This window comes from Devosia rhizoryzae, from assembly GCF_016698665.1.
Taxonomy (GTDB): domain Bacteria; phylum Pseudomonadota; class Alphaproteobacteria; order Rhizobiales; family Devosiaceae; genus Devosia; species Devosia rhizoryzae.
Genome location: NZ_CP068046.1, coordinates 1 through 21,373, shown reverse-complemented (window position 1 = coordinate 21,373; position 21,373 = coordinate 1). Strand labels below are relative to the sequence as shown.

Below are 21,373 nucleotides of genomic sequence, written 5' to 3'. Positions count from 1 at the left end.
TGTACGTAATGCAGAGATAGCAGAGATGTTTTCAGACTGGCTTGCAGGACTCGTTAGCCTTCAACGAAAGCTGCTGCATTGATGCTCACTGCTTTCGGCAGAGCAGCACCAGCAGCCGCATTAGGGTTAGGGCCGCCACAAGGGTAGCGAAAAGCAAGGCCACCGGCTGCACAGGCGGCTCTCAGCCATCGCCACTAAAGGCTTCGCTTGGAACTGAGCCAATCCTGCTCAGTTCCCCTAGCTTCGTGAGGCCGGGAACGGTAGGGGCTTCGTGAACGATGGAGGCTCGAGCTGAAACAACCCCGGATAAAGGGTGTCACGCTCCGGCTCAAAGTTGCGAGTTCCAAGCCCCCAAAGATTATCGATGTTCCTGAGGTAGGTCTCCACTTTTTCGTCGGTATCGTTGATGATGCCTACAGGGTCAGTTTGGTGCGGCGACCCAAGCTGGCGATCGAATGTTCCAATCTCGGATGTCCAGCTATCAAATCCAAGGTTGGACGCAATCTCGCTTACTGCCTTGCGATACTGCTCCAGCGCTCCCCCGTCGCCGTGGAAGAAGAACCGGGAAGCGAGGATGACAGAAAGTAAGCCCTTGCGTTCGCCGACAAACTGGACCGGGGAGAGCAGGCCAGCCATATAGATGCGTTCGATAGCAGAAATGACGCGGGTATCATGGTCCTCATCCCAGATCACCGCGAAGTCGTGTATCTGCGGTGTCAAAAGCGGCTCGCGAATAACGTCGAGCCACTCAACGCTTCTCAGGACAGAATAGTGAGTACCCCGACCAAGAGAACCTACAAAATCAGGTTCATCATGCAGGCAGGAAAACAAAGTCGAATAAACTGGTAGAGAAACCATTCTCATCTCCGGGTCAGGGTTAATGTCGCAGCTGTCAACTGCAGCGAGGGAGTTTTCGGCTCCCGCGCCAATTCGCGCATTATAGCTAGGGACGACCCAACGCGACTTCAAGCACTTTTGGCAGCGCCAGCTGTAAAAGATTCTGCCCACCCAGCGGTTCGCTAGCGTCCAAGAAGGTGGAATGACCGAGATAAGGTCAGAAGCAGCAAACAGGACTTATTTGCCGACCATCAAACACATAGTTTGCTGGATGTCGTAGCGAGACCATTGAGAGCCTTCGATACTCCGCATGTAGCCAGGTCATATGCTAGCCCCCTGCATGCCGAGCTTTAAAAGCCAACCATTAAAGCCACCGCGTCAGCCTTGCGGCACATTTCGCCATCCTCATGGCTCAAGAGCTTCCGCGTGGTACAGCGCCGCTATATATTTATCAGCGATTGGTGGCCCCGACGAAATTGGGGCGGCCGTGAAGGAATTCACATCAACCCTCCGACCAAGGTGTTAGACCATGACTACTGTGCCGCAATATTCCAAGCTTTTCACATGTTTGTACGATGAACCCAATCCTGTCGGCTCGATCGGCCGCGGGACCCACTACTCGGTCTTCAGATCCGTTGAATGGCTTGATGTGACCCGCCGCGCGCTAGCGCTCCCTCAGGTCCACGATTTTAAAGTGGTATGGGACGAAGATCACGACACACGAGTGATCGAGGCGATTGAGCAAATTTACATGGCCGGGTTGTTGTCACCGGTGCAGTTCTTCGGTGAGAGAAAAGGGACATTAACCGCGATAGTTGCTGCCCGTTTTTACTTTCATGGTTCAGAGGTGGACACGGAAAATTATAGATCGGCAATTACGAGAATTGCTCAGGACTTGCCCGACCCCTGGACGGCTAAACTTGGCAGCTTCGATCGCTCACCCGGAAGCCCCCACCAGTGCATATACGAGGGCATCATCGGTGATAGCGAACATCGGGTTGGACTCTATCTGGCGAACCTCGACTCGCTATGGCAATTGGGCACACGTGACTATCGACCTGCTATCAGGCCTGAATATCCCGAGGCAGCAACGGTTATAGGCGCTGTGCCCGTTTGGCCTCCGGCAATACTCGAGCCAAAAGCCTTCCCTCCGGGTGGAGTGCTGCCGCCGACGAAAATCGCATAGCGCCGTTTTGACGGGGATAGACCTGGTCGAGTGTCGGCCAATTGCAATTGGCTGATTAGGAGGGACGATGAGGATTCTTTATGCTGGGTCGGATGACGCAGTGGTTTCGGCGTTCACCGCATCCGGCAAGGACGGGATCGTCCTGCTTTATAACAACTGGGATGACTATGGGAATCGTACGACGTTTCCAACGCTGTGTGTGATCGGCGGCGAGGAGGTGGAACTCGGTCCGGTCAAGATCATGTTCGCCGGTCACCCCCACTCGCATCCCTTCCTCGTCGAACGCCGGGCGAATGGTTGGAATGGCAGGTTCCCAATTGAAGACGCCGACTATGTCTCAGTCACCACCTCTACTGTATTTTACGAGCAGCTCATCGGCATTGCCGGTAGCGAAGTTGCTCAAAAAGTGGCGGAAAAGCTGCGCGATGCTAGCTACCTCGCGCGCAATCTGGCGGATGACCAAGCCATCAAGCTCATCGCGGACCCCGCATTTGGCGCGTCATTGCTCCGCGAGCGTGGTGCCCAGCAGGCTTTCTCGAACAACTGGCATATTTTGGCTGGCAGAAAAACCGCGCTGGCCAACATCGGCTTTCGGTATCGAGATGTCGACGGTGTCTTGCGCGACATGACTTTGCCGTTTGAGTCCAATACGTTGCTTCCGCGCGACATCAACGTCGTCATCGGGCCGAATGGAGTCGGCAAATCCCAGCTCCTCCGGCAAATGGTCGATTCCTGGCTCGACGACGGCGACACGCCGGCAGACGAACCCGGCTTTACCACTCCGCCCGGAGCCAGCCAAGTCGTCGTGGTGTCCTATAGTCCATTCGAACTGTTTCCCGTCGATGCGACTGATGGGAAGCAGGCCGATCGCCAGGATTTGGGATTCTATCGGTATTTTGGCCTCAGAGGCCGCGCTGGTGGCACCGAAACCGACTCCCCTCAGCCTGTTCAACTTTCCCGGAGCATTCCGAAGGTTAACGCTGCAAGCTCGTTGATCAATGCCCTATCTCACGACCAGCGTTTCGGCCGCATTCAGGAATGGTCGGCGAAGATAGCAACCATGGAATCCGTCATGGGTTCGGCGATCGATTTCGAATTCGCCGCCCTCGCGTTGAACGATGACGCGGATACGGAAGCCATGACTACTGGTCGGTTTGGTAGACGTGGCACGATCATAGAAGTCGAGGATGGGGATCTCGTTCGCCGCTATATTCGCATATCAGCCGACCGTGTCGAAAACCTCGTGCCGGAGGCCATCCGGTCCGGGGTGAACTTGATCGACGGGGTTTTTTTCTTCAAAGATGGGGAGCCAGTCGGGTTAAGTTCTGGCCAACGCCTCTTCTCCTACATCGTCATAAACATACTAGGCGCGATACGGCAAAACAGTCTTATCCTGGTCGACGAGCCGGAACTCTTCCTCCATCCAACCCTGGAGATCAGGTTCGTCGGCATGCTCAAAGAAATACTTGCGGCCTACTCGTCAAAAGCTCTCCTGGCCACCCACTCCGTGGTGACGGTGCGTGAAACCCCCGCTGATTGCGTCCATGTCTTCAGTCGAGGCAAGGATGAGATCCACATTTCCAATCCGCCTTTTGAAACCTTCGGCGGCGATGTGCAGCGCATCACATCCTATGTCTTTGAGGACAAGCGTGTGGCAAAGCCGCACGAAGCTTGGCTTCGCGCGGAATTAGAGAAATTTGGAACTGCAGAGGCCCTCATTGACGCCTTAGGCGATGACATCAATGAAGAGCTCATTGTGCAGATCACCGCCATGGAGGCTGGCAAGTGGTGACTAAACTTGACCTGCCTAAAAAAGGCAGTGTCGAACTCCTTAAGGAGATCATCGCTGAACGAGCAAAGGGTGTGAACGCGAAATTCTTCGCCAGAGTAGGCGATGATTGGACTGAGCGTGTGCAAGCGTTCATCGATGCCGCCGGCAATCCGGAAGTGATCAAACAGTGGGACGAAAGCCTAGCCAACCCCACGCCGTTTCTGACGCTGTACAACTCACCGGCCGATGGGCACGCCCATCAGATTGTCCTCAGCGCTATGCGCGAGAAAAAACTCCAGATTTGCCCGTCTTGCGGTGAGGACGGGACGCCTCACACCCTTGACCACTATCTTCCTAAAACGGACTTTCCCCATTTTTCGGTAATACCGGCGAACCTGTCGCCGATGTGCGACATTTGCCAGGGGCACAAGCTGGCCGAGACCTTGGACAAAGACGATCTTCGGATTTTCATCCACCCCTACTTTGACCAGTTCGTGGAAAATCGGGTTTTGCGAATTGTCGTTGGAGAGCCCTATGAGGCCCCGCACAGTTTCGAGCTGATGCCAATGGATGGTCTAGAGGCCGACCTTGAGGCGCTCCTTTTACGTCATGTGGCCGGGCTCAAATTACAGCCGCGCTTCGTCCATTTTGTCAAAGAGATGCACGGTCATCTAATTCGTACTGTGGCCAACATGCGGGCGCTGGACCAGAACGTAGTTCACCAGATCCGGTCATTCCGTAAGCTAGAGGCGGGCCGTGGCAAAAACGGATGGCGGCACATCTACTTTGCTTCTGTGCTGAAGGACGGGGATCTGCTGGACTGGCTCGTGAATGGGCAACTGCCGGAGTTTATCGATACGCTGCCGGACAGCGACAACGAGGACTAGGACGCGGTATCCAGCTGGGCATGTCTCCATTATCTGTCACCGTGCACCAAAAGATATGCGTCGTTGAAGATGGACGCCCTTCGTGGCATTGAAGTTTTTGCGGTTTGGTCAATCCCAGCCGTGGGGCGTCGTAACCCCGAGGCACACAGGCCGGTCGAGATAACTCTTGGCCGGGCGGCTGTCACGCATGTCCAAGGCTCTGCCCAAAGGTGGCGGCGCCTTGTCTGTGTGCAAGGTTACGAACGCCCGGCTACACGCCGGGCAGCTCCAATCAAAATTGGAGCGAACTTTGGCAGCAGAAACCACCAAACAGCGTAGTCAAATCACCGGAAATGCCGGGCTGAACTATGCGGCATGGCAGCTATCCCGGCGCGGTTGGCACGTGATGCCGACTATTCGCAACGCGCGCGGTTCAGACCTCATTGTGGTCAACGATGATGAGACGGTCTTTTTTGGCGTGCAATCAAAAGCCTTGAGCAAACGAGGTGCTGTAGGGCTGGGAAAGTCCCTCGAAACTCTGCGATCCGAATGGTGGATAATCACGGTCAACGCGAACGCAGACGCACCGTCTTGCTACATTCTCTCTATCAATGACGTGCGACGAATTGCCAGCCGAGATAAGGGTGGTGATCAATCGTACTGGCTCGAGCGCCGAGACTATGAGAACGAAGAGTTCCGAGAAGCGTGGGGTCGTATTACCGGGAGGATTGACGCCCAATAGCGGCCGCTAGAACGCGACCACCGGCCCAAGCCAATCCCGACGACCCGCCGGTTCACTTAGCCGATCAATGAATGGCTTCCAAAGTTCAAGTTGGGAGGTTTCAACGAGGTTACGGTACTCGGGGATGGCCCTTAGCAGCTTCCACAACGGACCATCATTTTGTGCGATACAAAAGTCGATAGCCAGGATGGGGTCATACGGCAGACTAGGGATTCGTGGCCCTGGATACTGCAACAATGAGCGCCACTCTCCGACCTGTAGCTCCGTATGTTTACTGGGTAGAAATCCTGCCATGGCAGCGAAAACGTCCTGCGCATGTCCTCCTCGCTGGAAGTGAAAGCGAGGATGCGGCTCTCTACCTTCCTTCCCTGGCGCTTTGGAGTTTTGGGACGGCTCAGCCTCGGCATCTATCCGCCAGTGGTCTTCCAACTCAATCGTGGCAGGTCCCGCCTCTAGGAGCCCGGTTACCTTAACCTGGAACTCGGCAAGTGCCGGACTTCGTCCTCCCTCACTCGCCTTGAAATGAAAATTGAGTGTTGCCGCTTCAAGGCTGCAGCCTGTGGGATGCAGGCCCTGATCGCGTGGAAGGGGCAATGGCATGCCTCGTGCGCGCACAGACCTGTCTTTCGTCCACTGCGCGGCGAAGGTTGAACGCTGCGAACGTAAGAAATCTGCCGTGGCCCTAGTGGGCCTTTTGGATCGAAGCACGCTCTCCAACTGTTGAAGATTGGTCGGCAAATGCATCAGTTTTTCCGATACCGTTTTAACTGACGCTCGAGTTCCCCACCGTCAAGCTGCGGATTATCCGCGTCTTTAGCAGCCACACCCAACGCGGCGTACGTTGGGTCAGCCCATTCTGCTGGCAGCATTCGAGGCCTGAATGGCACTGCCCAGATGGGATCCACAGGAAGGAATTCTCCTGACCGCTCCATGCTCAGAGAACATAAGCGCCAGGGTCGGTTCCCTGGGCTACTTTCAGGCATGCTGAGTTGCTGAAACTCGCCAAACCGAGCCTGTAGTTCTGTTACGCGTTCCGATAGCGATGCCCCAGACAATGGCACGTCGGGATTGATCTCCTGATCCCACCACACCTCAAGTCCGCGAGCCCACCACCGCGGAAAAAAGTCAGCGCCAACGCCTGTGTATCGGAATACTTCCAGCTCTTTTAAAACAGCCGCATACCCGGTCGAGCCTGGGGCTACGCCTAGCCTTGTGGCGAGCAGCGTTTCATCTATCAGCAACCCTGGGGTAGAGATTAGTTGGACGAAACATGCGGCCTTGAGGTGAGGGCGATCAGCATAACGCAGCGCATCTACAAAGCTCACGTCCCCCCAAGCCTCCCACTGAGATGCGGTCACACCAGCGGCATTTAAGAAATCTACGTTGGGCCCTATCGCGGCATAGATGGCCGAGGTGCCACGCATCCAGCACTGCATCGACGATAAGTGGCCGTCTTTTTTAACATCGTCCTTATAGATTTTGAGATCGAAAGCATCGTCGCTGGAAGTGTCGTGTCCAACGTTTTGCTTGACCACCTCGCGCAGTGAAAAGCGTATGATGGGGAATGATGGCAACGCCCCTCGATATTGAGCAGATCGAATATCAAAGGCCAAACCGAGCCCTGTGCCCTGCATTCCTTGCTCGTTTGAAAGATCAACGTCCATGAGTACGCCAGCAGGCGCCATACGCTTGTCCGCTAACATGCTCTTAGCCTCTAGGCCGGAAATAGCGGCGATTTGCAAGATGTTTGCGATCTCTAGCGCGTCAACAAAAGACGCACGATCGTCAGGCACGTCGTCAACGAAAAGCCATTCGATCATTCATTGTCCTCATATGCGGGCAACCGCACTTCTATACAGGTGACGAACCCTTCCGGCGGTTGAACTACTTCGACGGTGCCGTTCGCCCGCGTCACGATCTGGTGCACTATCCACAGGCCTAGCCCTGTACCTGTGTTTTCCTGAAGGGCCGTTGCAGTTGCTGGCGCCGCTGATCGCGTTGTGAAGAAAAGGTCGAAGATCTTCTCACGATTTTCTTCTGGGATGCCCTCGCCCGTATCGGAGAAGCGAATAACCACCTCCTCCCCTTCGCTACTCGCCTCTACATGCATGCGGCGTTCAGTAGTCGTTTCCTTGATGGCCTTAATTGCATTCGAGTAGAAGTTCAGGAGAAGAGAGGCCACCTCTGCACTGTGCATGGGCCGAGTATAAAGTGGTTCAATCGGTGGGGTGTCGACTGTCAAGTTGACCGCGCTTCGCGCTGCCAAATCCCGGACGCCCTTCTCAAATTCTTCCACGACGCGACTTACGCTAACCCGAGACAGCTGCCTGGCGGACCGGGCAGATGCCAGCTGATTGAGATATGAGGTAAGCGCATCCAGACGGTCGAGCATTGATCGTGCCCGCTCTACACGCGCGATGAAAGGATCATCATCAGGTAGGGAATTGAGAGCCACGTCGAAGATTTGCTTGAAATCGAGCCTTACGGCCTGAAAAGTCATACCGGTTTCATGGCTGAATTCAGCGGCTGTCAAGCCTAGAGTAGCGAGCAACCGGAGCATGGCGAGCTCATCAGCGAATATTGCCTGAGCCTCAGTAAGTACAGCCTCAGCGTCCGTCATCAATTGGACAGTGCTGCTGCCTGTTTTTGGAGGAGGGCCATCGTCGATGGTGCTGGAGCTAAAAGCGCCCTCATCTAACTCTCGTGCTTTGCGCACTGCCTCTCTTAATCGATTTAAGAACCTCTCTGTGGGTTCTGCTGAACCGCCAGCGCGCGTCTTCCGCCCCCGCTGTGCCGCAATTCTTTGTGCTGCATCGAGCAAGACAGCGGTCGCCAAGCCTCGCAATTCGCTGAATGCTGGTGTCTCAATCAATCCTTCACGTGACGTGTGTTCTTCGAAGCTCTGGCCCTCGGGATCACGAACTTCAATGACACCGAACCAATTTCGATTGGCCACAGGAACTAGAATAGTGCGACGACCATAAATCTCATCCAGTCGAAGCCAGTCATTGTCCGCTTCGCCATATGGCACTACCCGAAAATCGTTTCTGTACAGGCGAATGCCGCCTTCTGCCACGAGAGTCTCCCGCACCCTCGTAAAGATGAGACTTGAGAACTCCTCTGGATCGAGAATCGCGTAGTAAGCTTTCATCCACGCATTGTGCAGATGCTGATAATTGGGCGGGTTGCTTCCATCGCTGTGCTCGTGGTGGATTGCCGTCCAAGAAATGCCCTCACCAAACTTATTATCAGTAAGGCGCCACTCAGCACGGCCGTTTTCATCGACGCGGAATTCGACGACCGCGTGCATGTGGTCAAGAATTTCCGTCTGGAAGTTCGCCACTAGCTCCGGGTCAGAAAAAAGCCCATTGGTTTGGTAAAATTCAACCTCGAACCCGGGGTCGGCCTGCGGCTTATTATCGATGGGTGCGACCGGGAAAGGCTGCAGCAAGTTCATTACGCCGCGCCAGCACCTTCGTATCTGCGCTGGAGTCCATCCGTCCCGAAGTGAGCCAATCTCAATCTCAGTGCCGGCATGCCTTGGAGGGATCTCCTCCAGGTACACCGGAATAGAGGCCAGTTCCAATCCCCGTTCGAAATCCCTCCAGTCAACCCTTAATTCCAAGCCAAGCTGGTCACCGCCTTTCCACGTGCGCAGCCTTAAGCTGCTGCCAAGGCGTTGTGTCGAAAAACGACCAATGCCCTTCCGGCCAGCACGGTGGCGCAGGAACTTTGACGAGAGCGGATGACGAACTTTCATATCGCTGGCCAAGCGTAGGAAGCCGCCGACAAGCTCCTCCCTATTCATGCCGACCCCATCATCGTCGATAACCAGCCTATCGTGGGTCAAATCTACACGAACGCGCTGAGCATCAGCATCGTAACTATTTTTGACTAGTTCGATCAGCGCAGTTTCTTGTTTGCCGACAAGTTCCCGCCCCAAACGATCTATCAACGCGGCGTCAGCCGTGAATCGGAGCTCTTCAGCCATACTCTAACCGCCTCGCCGAGCCATTCGGGACGCCTTTAACTCGTCCTCCAATAGGAGAACATCGGATTCCCACCTGCTGCCAAGAATAGGAGCTATCAGAGCTTCGTCGGCGAGTGCTCGTGCTCTATCGCGATTACCCGAGCGCAATGCGTGATCCGCCAGCATGAGGACAGCTTCAAGTGATTCCTGTCGAGCGGGTAGGATAGGTACTCGCCGTGCATCCATAAGTTCGAACTTTAGAAGCCCTCCGCCGTAGCTGCGCCCGATTTTCTCGGCAGCGAGTTGCCCAAAGGTTGACACCATCGAAAGCGAAGCCGCGATCCGCTGCTGGCGAAGGATATCTGCCTTAAACGTCACTCTATGTAGGGTGTTGGTACACCTCACTTGCGGATCAGCCAGCACCAGGCGGGGTCCCAAGTCATTCATGTACGTATAGAAAGCATCGCACGGCGGCCCGACATCCACTTGCCACCATGGGTCACGCTTATTGAGCCACACGGTGTGCGCACGTTTTCTCTTAGAGATTTGTGCTAATCGCCTTCTCACGCCAGTGCCGCGTTCTGCGAGATTTTCCGGCGTTAACAACCAAGTCTTCTCTCCGGCGCGGGCGCTATCAAGCAACTCGCTGCATGTAATAGTTAGTCCGGGTAGCTGTCGTGCCCGCGAGGCAATCGACGTGAGTTGCTCGATAGGAATGTCGAGTGACAAGCGCTCCTCCTCACTCAACAGGAAGACAGCATTGCAGCCGGTAACTGCGCCAATTGCGATGCTGGCTAAGTCGCCTAAAGGTATGGCAATTGCGGCCAGCTTCCCAAATACGCCAGATTGCATGGGAAGAGCACTAGGTTCTCGGTAGCCGTTAGTGAGCCACCGCGAGGGCGTTGGTACCGTCGTGTGGCCAACTCCATAGCCGGAAGCGAGTATGACCGCCCCTCGCTCCGCCGCTCCATTTGTCCATAGTGGTTTATCGACGATCTGCCGAATTTCGACGTGGGCAAACTGCGCGCAAATGCGCTCAATGGCGTTGCGTCCGTAGGTCGTAAAAAGCGCTGCTGCCGGCACTATCGCGGCCAGTCGACCTCCAGGCGCTAAAAAATCCATCGAGTGAATGAGAAAGTGTACCCACAACCCTGCGGCCCCATTAACGCCAAAGCGCCGCCGCAAAATCTCTCTGCGTGCTGGCTCTATAGAGTGATTCCGAGTGAATGGGGGATTCACTAAGACGCTTGTAAACAAGCCAGTGCTGGCGGGATCGAGCTGGAGGAAATCGACGGCACGGGCCTCAAAGGTATCTGGCAGCGAGATTTCCAATGCTTGAATAGCCGCGGCGTCAATATCGCACGCGAGAAACCTCAGTTCACCACGGGCCCCCCGTAGTTCCCGGCGGCGCTCAATCGCGGCAGCCAACAACGCGCCGTCACCAACGCTGGGCTCGAGCAGCCGTTCATTGCCTGTTTGGACCACCCATTCGGCGAGCATTCCCGCGATAGTTGCAGGAGTGTAAAACGCACCCAGAATTTTGGCGTTCGCACGTTTGGTCGCAATCACCTGCATACTCAAGCTATTAGACCCGGAATGTTTCCACGGTGCTAGTATCGCTGACTGGGTCGCCTTTAGTCCAGCACGAGGGATCTCGCTAGCAATACGCTAGCACTACGCTATCAACACGAGAGCACAAAAAGGAAAACCCCAGCTAAGCGCTTGGCTTAACTGGGGTTTTTGGTTGCGGGAGCAGGATTTGAACCTGCGACCTTCAGGTTATGAGCCTGACGAGCTACCGGGCTGCTCCATCCCGCGTCAAACACTGTGCGTTGCCGCGTCGTGTGAGGGCTATATAGGGGGTCATGTTCGAGACCTCAACCCCCCATCGTCCGATTGATGTCAGTTTTTTGACAGAACCGTTTTGCGCCCGCTCCGGCTTTCCCGGGGGCGGGCTTTCAGTCTAGGGTCCGCCCGATTTTGCCAACCGGAACAGAACCATGCACCTCAAGACCCTTGGTCGCAGCGACATTGAAGTGACCGATATCTGCCTCGGCACCATGACCTGGGGCAGCCAGAACACCGAAGACGAGGGTCACCGGCAGATCGCCATGGCGCGCGATGCCGGCATCACTTTCATGGATACGGCCGAAGTCTATGCCGTGCCGGGCAGCCCCGAGACCAGCAATCGCACCGAAGAGATCATCGGCAACTGGTTCGCACGCGAGCGCGACCGCACCCGCTGGGTGCTCGCCACCAAGATCGTTGGCGGCGGCAGCGCTCACATCCGCAACGGTCAGCGCCCGGGCAAAGCCAGCGTGCGTGAAGCCGTCGAGGGCAGCCTGCGGCGCCTCCAGACCGACTACATCGATCTTTACCAGATCCATTGGGCCAGCCGCGGCCACTATAATTTCGAGAACTACTGGACCTTCGACCCGACCAGGCAGGACACCGCCGACACCCTGGCCAATATGGAGGAAGTGATCGGCGCCATGTGCGACATGGTGCGCGAAGGCAAGATCCGCCAGTTCGGTCTGTCCAACGAAACCGCCTGGGGAACGGCGCAATGGCTGCGCCTTGCCGAACAGCATGGCCTGCCGCGTGTAGCCACGATCCAGAACGAATATAGCCTCCTGCGCCGCATCTTCGACCATGACCTCGCCGAGCTCAGTCACCACGAAGACGTTGGCCTTCTCGCTTATTCGCCGCTCGCGGGCGGGCTCCTCACCGGCAAGTATTTCGACGGCCAAACGCCGCAGGGCAGCCGCAAGGACTACCAGAAGGGATTTTGGCGGCTCAACCAGCATTCGGAAGCCGCCGCCAAACAATACCATGCTCTCGCCGCTCAGCACGGGCTCGACCCCATCCACATGGCCATTGCCTTCTGCCGCAGCCGGCCCTTCATGACCTCCACCATCATCGGCGCGACAAGCACCGGACAGTTGGCGCATGTGCTCGCCGCGCGCGACCTCGTCCTCAGCCCCGAAGTGCTCGCCGACATAGACACCCTGCACCGCCGCATGCCGCGCCCGATCTGATCGCGCGGCAACAACTGGTCAACATGGCGCCGCTATAGTGAGCGCCATTCGATCCAGCGGAGCGCCCCGTGACTATCACCCTGCTAACCTCGGTTTTCCCGCTGCTCGTTTATCTCGCCTACAACATCGTCGTGCCGCAGGTGGAAAAACTGCGGCCGTCGCTATCAGTGATCATGAACATGCAGCGCCGTCACTGGGTGGCCAATGCAACCCGGCGCGAGTCCCCCTTCGACGCCATTCTCTCGGGCAATATCATGGGCTCGGTGAGCTTTTTGGCCTCCACCGCGGTGCTGCTGGTCCTGGCGGTGTTTGCTGTCTTCGGCCAGTTGCCGACGCTGATGAACGCCCTGGAGTCATTGTCATTCGACCGCAATCTCACGGTAGTCGACGTCCAGGCTCACCTTGCCGTCATGCTCGCCATGTTCGCTCTGGCCTTTTTCGCCTTCACGCTGTCGCTGCGCCAGTTCAACCATTTCTGCATCATGCTGGGTGCCCTCGACCATGATCGGGAGACCGGCGAAGAAGAGATCGAGGCCATCGCGCAGATGAACGCGCTCGGCGCCAAGAACTTCAACAGCGGCATTCGCGCCTATTATTTTTCCGTGTCGACAGTGGCCTGGTTCGTCTCGGAATGGGTAGGGGTCGCGACTTGTCTCGCAACAGTCCTCGTCCTCGCCCATCGCGAGTTCTTTTCCTCGTCCCACCGCACCGCCGCTTCGGCCGCAGTGATCGCCGCGCGCCACCGCAAGGCCAAGCTCAGCGGCTAGGCCCGAAGAGCTCGCGCAGGAACGTTGCCATATCAGCGAGCACCGGCGCCCGCCAGCGCAGCGGCAGCCCGATGCTGAGCAGCGGGCCGGCGTGGGCCAGGCCCTTGTAGATCCGCGTCTCGGCACGGCTTCCCACCTGCTGCAATTTTTCCGCCAGGCGGAAGCTGTTGCGCGGCAGGACCAGCGTGTCCTTGTCGCCATGGCCAAAGAACATCGGCGGCGCGCCGGGCGCTACATGGTTGACCGGCTGGGTGGCTTTGGGATCCTCTACCCCGCCGAACACGCGCAGCGAGATCGGCCCGTCAAAGGGGAAGAAGTCATAAGGGCCCGAAAGCCCGATGACCCCGCAAATAGCCTGCCTCTGTCCATGTGCCTCGACCAGCCGAGGATCGAGCGCCGTCATCACCGCATTGTAGGCGCCGGCCGAATGACCCGCCAAGGCCATGCGCGTCCAGTCCCCGCCATAGCGATTGATGTTCTGACCCACCCAGCCCACAGCTCGAGCACAATCGTCGAGAAATGCGGGATATTCGATGTCCGGCACCAGCCGGTAATCGGGCACGACGACCACATAGCCCAGCGCCGCCAGCGCTCGTCCGACGAAACCGTAGGCTTCCTTGTTGCCGGTGCCCCAGGAGCCGCCGTAAAAAAACACCACGACGGGTGGCGCCGGCACCAGCATGCGCCGGGGCGCATAGATATCGAGCCGATGCCGCGCTTCCGGCCCATAGGCGAGGTCCTGGGCAACGCGTTCAGAGCCACCGTCTTTGGGCAGCAGGAAACCGAGAATATCGAGCGGGGAAAGCTTCATTCGAGACGTCCACGTGCCGCTTAGCTACGGGCGATTTGCGTCTTCTGTTTCGCCCTGCGGCGTTTTGACCATAACCATGCGCAAAACATGCAGTTCCTTAGCTATTTTATGACGTTGACATTCAACATAGTCAGGCGTTTATTCCGGCCCGTTGAGATCCGATCGGCCCTGCTATGCTTGTCTGCCAGTGTAATATGATCACTTCCAAGGAGATCGAGGACATTGTCCTTGAGCTTTTGCGAGCCGATCCATGGCAGCTTGTCGTGCCGGCCAAGGTCTATGCGGAGCTCAATCGCCGCGCCAAATGTTCGGGCTGCGTGCCGAATGTGGTGGACATTATCGTGCGCGTCACCGAAAGCTACCAGGCACAGCAAGCCCATCAGCCCGCTGAACTGGTCAATCTCCAGTCCGGGTTGGAAAAACTCAAAAAGCAACGGAGTGGAGTACGTCGTGAAAGGCGAAGCACAGGTCATCGAGCGGCTTAACGAGGCCCTCTTTCTCGAGCTCGGCGCGGTCAACCAGTATTGGGTGCATTTCCGCCTTCTGGACGACTGGGGCTATAAGAAGCTCGCCGCCAAGGAACGCGCCGAATCCATCGAAGAAATGCATCACGCCGATCGTCTGATCGAGCGCATCATTTTCCTCGAAGGCCATCCGAACCTGCAGCGCGTCGCGCCGCTGCGCATCGGCCAGACCATCAAGGAAGTGCTCGAAGCCGACCTTGCAGGCGAATACGAAGCGCGCGAAGCTTATAAGAACAGCCGCGAACTCTGCGCTGAACTGCATGACCATGTGTCCAAGCAGTTGTTCGACGAGCTTCTCAAGGACGAGGAAGGCCATATCGACTTCCTTGAAACCCAGCTCGATCTACTCGCCAAGATCGGCGAGGAGCGCTACGGCCTCCTCAACGCCGCCCCGGCCAACGAAGCCGAGTAAGACACAAACGCCCGGATCGCTCCGGGCGTTTTGCTTTGGGGGAGAGGATCATGGAATACCACACCGGCCGCCTGATCGACCATGTGCACCTGCGTGCCAGGGACTTCGGCAAGACCCGCACCTTCTACGAAGCAGTGCTCAAGGTGCTCGGCATACCCATCACCGCTAGCGGCGAGAACTGGTTTCAGGTCGATGAACTCTTCGTCGACGGCGCGGACACGGACGCCGTGCTGAGCCACGTTCACCTGGCCTTCCAGGCCAAGGATCGCGCAATGGTCGGAGCCTTCCACGAAGCCGCCCTCCGCGCCGGCGGCACGGACAATGGCGGTCCGGGCGAGCGCAATTACCATCCAGGCTACTATGCCTGCTTCGTACTTGATCCCGATGGGAACAATATCGAGGCGGTGTTCCATGGGCCGAACACGCGCTCGGCGGAGTCTGTGGTGATTGAACCGGCGGGCTGAGACGGCCGAAACATGCCGCAAACTCGATTGTCACCCCGGGCTTGACCCGGGGCCCAGCCTCCAATCTCAGGATGGGCCCCGGCCTTCGCCGGGGTGACAGCCGGTGGGATGGTCAAGCCTGATCTGTTTCTAGTCCTCTATCGGCTGGAACATCTGGTTCAACTGCTCCAGGATCTGATCGGTGGGCATGATCGAGTCCGGCAGTTCCTCGGGCGCACTTGGGATCACCGCGATATAGGGAACCCCGCTCGGGAAGGCGCCAAAGCGCTGGAAGAAGCCCACCATGTCGTCCAGCACCGGCATGCGCCAACGCCACATGGCGCCCATCGCCAGCACCGGCTCCATATGGCCAAAACCATCATAATACTGCGTCGTCACCCAAACGCCCTGCGACCTCAGCTTGTCGGCAAACCGGTTGGTGTTCTGCACGCGCACGATCGGATCGGTGGTGCCGGTCGCCAGATACATGGGCGGCGCGTCCGAGGTGATCAGATTGATCGGCTGCGTCCCTTGCGGATTGGGCGCATAGCCGAAGGCTTCCTTCACCTCGTTATACTCGAAGGGATAAAAGTCGTAGGGACCCGACAAGGCCCCTACCGCCAGGACCGGCATGGTGACCCCGAACTGCTGCAGGAACGAGGAGTCGAGCGCCAGCATCACGGCATTGTAGGCTCCCGCGGAGTGGCCAGAGAGAAACAGCCGGTTCGGATCGCCGCCATAATTGGCGATATTGTCCTGCACCCATCGCAGCGCGGCGGCGCTGTCATAAAGAAAATCGGGATACCGCACTTCCGGCACCAGCCGGTAATCGGCGACCACCGCAACAAAGCCGCGCGATGCAAAGGCGCGGCCGACAAATTCATATTCGCGCCGCTCTCCCCGGCTCCAGCCGCCGCCATAGATAAAGAACACGACCGGCGCCAATTCCCCACGTTGCTCAGGCGCATAGACATCAAGCTTGTGCCGCGGCCCGTCACCATAGGCGATGCCGTCACCAACCTTTGAGGTTCCGCCGTCCATTGCCGCAGGCAGATTGAACGGATCCATGATCGACTGCGCCTGGGCGGCACCGGTGGCAACGAGAACGAATAGGCTCAGCGCCAGAACGGCGCGACGGAACGGGTTCATGATCATTTCGGAGGTGAGCGGAACAGGAGGATTGTGGGCTAGCAGAAAAAGCCGGGCACAATGTGGCACTGAAATGGGCGGGGGCAGGAGCGCCGCATGTTGCTCGCTTTCCTGCCCCCTACTTAAGCCCCTCCAGTGTGGGAGCACTGGGTTAACAAAAGGTTAACGCTTGAGCCGCTCGAGCAGCAGGCCGGACACGTGCCCGTCAGGGGGCAGTCCTGCCCGCGCCTGGTACGCCATCACCGCAGCCCGCGTCTTGGGTCCGACAACGCCGTCTGGCGTGCCCACGTCATAGCCAGCCCGCGACAGCAGCGCCTGCAGCTCGGTCCGTTGCGCCTTGTTGAGCGCATAGTCCCCTGCCGGCCATGGCGTCGCGAAGCTGCCGCCACCAATGATCCGGTCAGCAAGATGACCGACGGCCAAGGCATAACTATCCGAATTGTTGTAACGCTTGATCACGTCGAAGTTCGGCAACAGCAGAAAGGCCGGACCGGTCGCACCCGCGGGCATATAGAGCCGGCCGACATCGCCTGCGCGCGGAAAGGCCCGGCCGGAAACGCGCGTAATGCCCATGGACTGCCATTGGCTGATCGGCGCTCTTTCCATCTGGCGAGCCGCTGCAAAATTGAAGCCGCTTGGAATCTTGACCTCATAGCCCCAGGTCTCGCCAGGGCGCCAGCCGAAGCTCTTGAGGTAATTGGCGGTAGAGCCCAGGGCGTCCGGCACCGAATTCCAGATATCCTTTCGGCCGTCGCCATTGTAGTCGACCGCATAGCTCATGAAGCTCGACGGCATGAACTGGGTATGCCCCATGGCGCCCGCCCACGACCCCACCATCGAGCCGGGCGAAATATGTCCATCGGAAACGATGCGCAAAGCCGTCAGCAATTCCTTGCGGAAGAATTCGGCCCGGTAGCCATTCTGCGTCAGCGTCGCCAGCGCATAGATGGTGTTGTTGCCACCCATGAAGCCACCGAAATTGGTTTCCATGCCCCAGATGGCAAGGACAATCTCGGGCTGCACGCCATAACGCTGTTGCGCGCCGCCAAGCGTCTGCGCCCATTCATTGCGCATGGCCTGGCCCTTGCTGGCCTGCGCCGCCGTCACGCGCTTGTCGATATATTGCTGCACCGTCTGCGAGAATTCGGGCTGTTTCTTGGTCAGCTCCATCACCCGCGGAATGGGCTTGTAATTGCCCAGCGCGGCATCGAAAGCCTGCCGGCTTACCCCTGCCCGCTCGGCATCAGGCCACAGGCCGCGCACAAAGTCGGCAGTGTTCGCCTGAGCCGGCAGCGTCGCCGAAGCGCCGGCCAGAAGAGCAAAAAACCATGCCGCCAAGCGACGGCGACGGGAAGCGTTTCCGCTTGAAAGAATCATCTCAGCCTCGTGCTACGCGCTACGGAATTCACGAACGCGCCGGCTGTGCCGCAACGGACGCGCATAGCAAAGAATTAACGCATCCGATTAAGATGAGCTTAAGGCAAACCGCTCCTCCGATCACGAAGGAGTCAGGCAGGCCTTGGCGGCGCTTTGAGCTCGAAAACCGGCTTTTGGCCTGCAGCGTCGGACACATAGTTGATCCGCTGCGTCGGCGTCTCAATGCCGCGTTCGGCGAAGAGCCGCATCAACATTTCGCTGTAGTAGCGGCCAGCGCCCCATTGCTTGCCCGCCAGCGTCTTGATGCGCGAGCGCAGCGACACCGAAGTCGGCGTGATGGCAAAGAGCCCTTGAAGGTCAAGATCGTCGAGGATCACGTCCTTGAACTCGTCCTTTTCCATGACTAGGGCGAAAGCGTCGCGCATCGCCTGCTTGGCGGCTTCGATATCGCTGTCATAGGCAATCTCCACCTCCGACACATAGAAGCTGAAGCCGCGCACCATGTTGGAAACCTGCGCAACGGCGGAAAACGGGATCAGGTGGATCGTTCCGCTCATGTCGCGAATGGTCACCGACCGTATGGTGAGCTTTTCCACCGTCCCGGATTTGCCCGCGACCTCGACGACGTCGCCCTCGTTCATGATGTTTTCGAACTGGATGAAGATGCCGGTGATGATGTCTTCGACGAGCTTTTGCGCACCAAAACCAATCGCAAGGCCGATGACACCGGCACCGGCCAGCAGCGGCGCAATGTTGACCCCGATCTGCGCCAAAGCCAGCATAAGGCCGAACACCACAAGGGCGATGGTGAAGGCGTTCTTGAAGAGGTTCAGCAGCGTCTTCTCACGCGCCGTCGGCATGCGCCCGATCGTCGTGTTGAGCCGATACTCGACCCAGGACGCCACCACCACGTGAAGTGCGATGGCAGCCAGGATGATCAAGGCCGCCGACACAACTGAGCCAACCACCGAAAGACCTTCCGGGCTGCTGATCCAGCTTGCGAAATCGAACAGCGACCAGGCTTGCCCGATCGCAAGCACAACTGCCGCGATCACCACCCAACGAACCACGCCCATCACCCCGGGCACGAAGGCCTTAAGTCGTCCTTCGAGCAATGGCAGGCGCTGACGTACATCGGCCGGCAAGGACAGGCCCGTACTGACAAAACGTCCGATGAAAGTAACGATCAGCGAGCCTACCAGGATTGCAATGATCGACTGGATGGTTGCGCCCAACATGAACGGCAAAGCTTCATCCGGATTGGCGAACCAGACGGCGAGCAGCGCCACAAGATAGGCGATGACGAGGATATGCCATTGCTGGCCGACGGCCGCGAGCAAGCGCCAAAGACCGCCATTGTTATGCCGCACCGCAAGGGCTGACAGCCAGGCGCGCACGTCGTTCTTGTTCTGCAGCACGATAATGACGGCGATCGTAATCGCCGTTGCCATGGTCAGCACCTGAACCGCGCCGCCAGCCGCCGAGGACACCATGCCTGAAAACATGGGCGCTGCGAACATGAAGCCATAGCCGACCAGCGAGATGATCCGGCCGAGCCAAAAGGACCAATAAACCGCATTGTCGTCCGCGATCGGCAGCAGCCGAATGGTCGGGAAATGCGGCACGAGGATAATGCGCAGGGCCAGCTTGCTGAGCTCAACCACGAGAAAGGCGTTGAGCAGCAAGGATTGGTTTATGCCCATCTCCCCATTCGGCAGCGTGCCGGTGTTGAGCGCAATGACATAGCCAAGCGCCCAGGCAAGCACGATCGTACCGGCATCGACGAAGATGACCACGAGTAGCGCGCCCAACCGCCGCACCCAGTTGGCGGCGGCCACACGGGCAGAAAGGCGTGCACAGAGCGCGTTTGACGCCAGGCGAAGAACAAAGAAACTGCCGAACAGCGCGATAATCAGCAGCCCAAGGTTGATAGCCAAGTTCCGCCAGGCTTCCGTATCGGCTGCAACACCGCCGGTGAAAAGGTTCTGGACGCTACCAAGAGCAGCACCAAGCTGCCGCACGGTTTGCGAGGCCCCTTGCGCTACGCTGCGCGTATACTCGGCCAATTGCCGCGCTATGCTCAGATCAGGCGGCACGGCCTCAGCCTCTGCCACCGCGTCGGCCGGCACTTCCTGTTGCAAGCGCTGGATCAGCTCTGCCCGCGCAGTGTCGTCCTGCAGGATACGAACGAGGTCATCGACGGCCTGCGTCGACTCCGCGGCCGAAGCCTCAGGCGCCGACGAACTTGGCAAGCCTGGCACCTGTGCCAAAGCTGGCGCCGACAGAAGGGCAAGGAAAAAACAAAGTCTGAGAAGGAGCTGCATAAGGTTCGATTGGCCGAGGAAATCGACCTAACCATGGCGGCTTGGGCGAAGAGGTCAAGGCTTTGACGGGCGGAAGTACCTTCCTGCGACAGCTTATCTGCCGAAAAGAGCTCGCTTGCGTTGCAGCAAAGCGATGTCTGGCCATTGATCAGAAACGGTCGGCAGCCGCACAATCCTGTTCTTAATCGGCGCGGTGTCGCTATCCTCACTCTTCGTTCGCCAAGTGTAATCATCTTCGATAATCAGCGTGCCGATGTCTAATCGGCTATGCCAAGATGGCGCTAATAAGATGCCTGCAGAAGCGATATTTAATTGAAGGAATCGGTAGGGATAAATGTGGGCTGCTTCCAGTCCGCAAAACCTGCCGTCGTCAGATAACAAGGTGACACCACTTATCGCGCACCGACCTCGGTAGGCGCGATAGATTAAATGAGTGAACTCCGGATCACGCATGCGGTCAGTACGAAATCGAAATTTTGGTAGATTGACCAAATCAATACCAAACATCTCATCGACTTCGTCAGCACCCGTTAGAATAGCAAAGTCCTCGTCCGAAATTGAACGAAGATCTTCGGCCGCCTTCCACCCCTTCAGGCGGTTGTCCGCTGACAGCAGTGCTGACTCCCTCGGCAAGTTGCCCAGCATCATCCGCTGAGAGGGCTCTAAGGGTTTGAAATCCTTGATCCTGACAAGACATCGTTTTTCGTTCGCGGGATCGTCGTTCACGCCGTCGATGATCGCCGTAGCGAAATACCCTCTGTCCAAATTGGAAGGGCCTGACTCTCGGCTGCTTTGATACAGCACCACACGCTGTTGCAAACATTGTTCCGCAATGTCTCGAAACTTGCGCCGGATACGAGCGAGCTGGTTCCGGTCAAGGAAACTTCTATCTTCCCTATATATCCTGATTACCGCATGCACCCACCCAGCATACGTATTGTTCCATACTTTGCCGTTAAGATTTGGTTGGTCTGCTTGCCCACTGCACACGCACCTCCGGGAAGGCGCGCAGAGCTGTCTACTCTGAGATGGGCCTCATCGTTTTGCGCGCGCGATGATAGCGCGGAGCCATGTTTGCGCATTAGCAAGGACATCATCAGCGTTAACGTCATCCCAGCCATTCCCTTCCCCATCTGCGAGTTGCGCAAGCATTTCG

General features: G+C 57.6%; 18 protein-coding genes and 1 tRNA gene. 9 read left to right on the top strand and 10 right to left on the bottom strand.

Translation table 11 applies throughout. The annotated features are described in order from the left end of the window. Nucleotides 1-237: 237 nt before the first annotated feature. On the bottom strand, nt 238-858 hold the full coding sequence (locus JI748_RS00095) for a hypothetical protein (protein WP_201633646.1): 621 nt from the start codon (nt 856-858) through the stop codon (nt 238-240). A 508-nt stretch (nt 859-1,366) separates the two neighbouring features. Between JI748_RS00095 and JI748_RS00090 the strand changes: the two genes are divergently transcribed. The 4 genes from JI748_RS00090 to JI748_RS00075 all read left to right on the top strand — a co-directional run bounded on the left by JI748_RS00090 (nt 1,367) and on the right by JI748_RS00075 (nt 5,402). Beyond that, a complete protein-coding gene (locus tag JI748_RS00090; protein ID WP_201633643.1) occupies nt 1,367-2,023 on the top strand; it encodes a hypothetical protein in 657 nt (218 codons plus the stop codon). A 67-nt stretch (nt 2,024-2,090) separates the two neighbouring features. Further along, a complete protein-coding gene (locus JI748_RS00085) occupies nt 2,091-3,815 on the top strand; it encodes an ATP-binding protein (protein WP_201633640.1) in 1,725 nt (574 codons plus the stop codon). Then, entirely contained in the window at nt 3,812-4,681 is an 870-nt protein-coding gene (locus JI748_RS00080) for a hypothetical protein (protein ID WP_201633637.1), read from the top strand. Before JI748_RS00085 ends, JI748_RS00080 begins: the two co-directional genes overlap by 4 nt. Nucleotides 4,682-4,970: 289 nt before the next feature. Continuing rightward, nucleotides 4,971-5,402, top strand: a complete 432-nt coding sequence (locus tag JI748_RS00075; protein WP_201633635.1) for a hypothetical protein — start codon at nt 4,971-4,973, stop codon at nt 5,400-5,402. A 743-nt stretch (nt 5,403-6,145) separates the two neighbouring features. Here JI748_RS00075 and JI748_RS00070 read toward each other — a convergent pair. The 4 genes from JI748_RS00070 to JI748_RS00055 form a co-directional block, all read right to left on the bottom strand. Continuing rightward, entirely contained in the window at nt 6,146-7,222 is a 1,077-nt protein-coding gene (locus tag JI748_RS00070; protein ID WP_201633632.1) for a response regulator, read from the bottom strand. After that, entirely contained in the window at nt 7,219-9,393 is a 2,175-nt protein-coding gene (locus tag JI748_RS00065; RefSeq protein WP_201633629.1) for a sensor histidine kinase, read from the bottom strand. The genes JI748_RS00070 and JI748_RS00065 overlap by 4 nt, the downstream gene beginning before the upstream one ends. A gap of 3 nt (nt 9,394-9,396) precedes the next feature. Continuing rightward, nucleotides 9,397-10,941, bottom strand: coding sequence for an N-6 DNA methylase (locus tag JI748_RS00060; RefSeq protein WP_201633626.1), 1,545 nt, complete (start codon nt 10,939-10,941; stop codon nt 9,397-9,399). A 172-nt stretch (nt 10,942-11,113) separates the two neighbouring features. After that, nucleotides 11,114-11,190: transfer RNA gene (locus JI748_RS00055), tRNA-Met, on the bottom strand. 182 nt (nt 11,191-11,372) lie between these two features. Here JI748_RS00055 and JI748_RS00050 point away from each other — a divergent pair. Continuing rightward, a complete protein-coding gene (locus JI748_RS00050) occupies nt 11,373-12,410 on the top strand; it encodes an aldo/keto reductase (RefSeq protein WP_201633623.1) in 1,038 nt (345 codons plus the stop codon). A gap of 68 nt (nt 12,411-12,478) precedes the next feature. Next, entirely contained in the window at nt 12,479-13,177 is a 699-nt protein-coding gene (locus JI748_RS00045) for a DUF599 domain-containing protein (protein WP_233280575.1), read from the top strand. On the opposite strand, the gene JI748_RS00040 is transcribed toward JI748_RS00045, so the two are convergent. After that, nucleotides 13,167-13,988 (bottom strand): alpha/beta hydrolase, encoded by an 822-nt coding sequence (locus JI748_RS00040; RefSeq protein ID WP_201633620.1) that lies wholly within the window; start codon nt 13,986-13,988, stop codon nt 13,167-13,169. The genes JI748_RS00045 and JI748_RS00040 overlap by 11 nt on opposite strands. A gap of 173 nt (nt 13,989-14,161) precedes the next feature. Between JI748_RS00040 and JI748_RS00035 the strand changes: the two genes are divergently transcribed. From JI748_RS00035 to JI748_RS00025, 3 genes are read left to right on the top strand one after another with little or no spacing between them, the layout of a single operon-like run. Further along, complete coding sequence (locus JI748_RS00035; RefSeq protein WP_164535688.1) at nt 14,162-14,473, top strand: (2Fe-2S)-binding protein; 312 nt, start codon at nt 14,162-14,164, stop codon at nt 14,471-14,473. Next, nucleotides 14,439-14,924: a bacterioferritin gene (gene bfr / locus JI748_RS00030; RefSeq protein ID WP_164535689.1), complete on the top strand. Its 486-nt coding sequence runs from the start codon at nt 14,439-14,441 to the stop codon at nt 14,922-14,924. The genes JI748_RS00035 and bfr overlap by 35 nt, the downstream gene beginning before the upstream one ends. A 50-nt stretch (nt 14,925-14,974) precedes the next feature. Then, nucleotides 14,975-15,388: a VOC family protein gene (locus JI748_RS00025; RefSeq protein WP_201633617.1), complete on the top strand. Its 414-nt coding sequence runs from the start codon at nt 14,975-14,977 to the stop codon at nt 15,386-15,388. 129 nt (nt 15,389-15,517) lie between these two features. On the opposite strand, the gene JI748_RS00020 is transcribed toward JI748_RS00025, so the two are convergent. The 4 genes from JI748_RS00020 to JI748_RS00005 form a co-directional block, all read right to left on the bottom strand. Next, nucleotides 15,518-16,516: an alpha/beta hydrolase gene (locus JI748_RS00020; RefSeq protein WP_233280573.1), complete on the bottom strand. Its 999-nt coding sequence runs from the start codon at nt 16,514-16,516 to the stop codon at nt 15,518-15,520. A gap of 162 nt (nt 16,517-16,678) precedes the next feature. Continuing rightward, entirely contained in the window at nt 16,679-17,893 is a 1,215-nt protein-coding gene (locus JI748_RS00015; protein WP_201633614.1) for a lytic murein transglycosylase, read from the bottom strand. 131 nt (nt 17,894-18,024) lie between these two features. Then, nucleotides 18,025-20,154, bottom strand: coding sequence for a mechanosensitive ion channel domain-containing protein (locus tag JI748_RS00010; RefSeq protein ID WP_407644957.1), 2,130 nt, complete (start codon nt 20,152-20,154; stop codon nt 18,025-18,027). A 156-nt stretch (nt 20,155-20,310) separates the two neighbouring features. Next, entirely contained in the window at nt 20,311-21,036 is a 726-nt protein-coding gene (locus JI748_RS00005; RefSeq protein WP_201633608.1) for an HNH endonuclease, read from the bottom strand. Nucleotides 21,037-21,373 lie beyond the last annotated feature (337 nt).

Bases quoted from the DNA above. Each gene is read 5' to 3' on its own strand.
- JI748_RS00015 (WP_201633614.1), bottom strand. From the start codon at position 17,893: ATGATTCTTTCAAGCGGAAACGCTTCCCGTCGCCGTCGCTTGGCGGCA.
- JI748_RS00020 (WP_233280573.1), bottom strand. From the start codon at position 16,516: ATGAACCCGTTCCGTCGCGCCGTTCTGGCGCTGAGCCTATTCGTTCTC.
- JI748_RS00095 (WP_201633646.1), bottom strand. From the start codon at position 858: ATGGTTTCTCTACCAGTTTATTCGACTTTGTTTTCCTGCCTGCATGAT.
- JI748_RS00085 (WP_201633640.1), top strand. From the start codon at position 2,091: ATGAGGATTCTTTATGCTGGGTCGGATGACGCAGTGGTTTCGGCGTTC.
- JI748_RS00090 (WP_201633643.1), top strand. From the start codon at position 1,367: ATGACTACTGTGCCGCAATATTCCAAGCTTTTCACATGTTTGTACGAT.
- JI748_RS00025 (WP_201633617.1), top strand. From the start codon at position 14,975: ATGGAATACCACACCGGCCGCCTGATCGACCATGTGCACCTGCGTGCC.
- JI748_RS00070 (WP_201633632.1), bottom strand. From the start codon at position 7,222: ATGATCGAATGGCTTTTCGTTGACGACGTGCCTGACGATCGTGCGTCT.
- JI748_RS00050 (WP_201633623.1), top strand. From the start codon at position 11,373: ATGCACCTCAAGACCCTTGGTCGCAGCGACATTGAAGTGACCGATATC.
- JI748_RS00065 (WP_201633629.1), bottom strand. From the start codon at position 9,393: ATGGCTGAAGAGCTCCGATTCACGGCTGACGCCGCGTTGATAGATCGT.
- JI748_RS00035 (WP_164535688.1), top strand. From the start codon at position 14,162: ATGCTTGTCTGCCAGTGTAATATGATCACTTCCAAGGAGATCGAGGAC.
- JI748_RS00040 (WP_201633620.1), bottom strand. From the start codon at position 13,988: ATGAAGCTTTCCCCGCTCGATATTCTCGGTTTCCTGCTGCCCAAAGAC.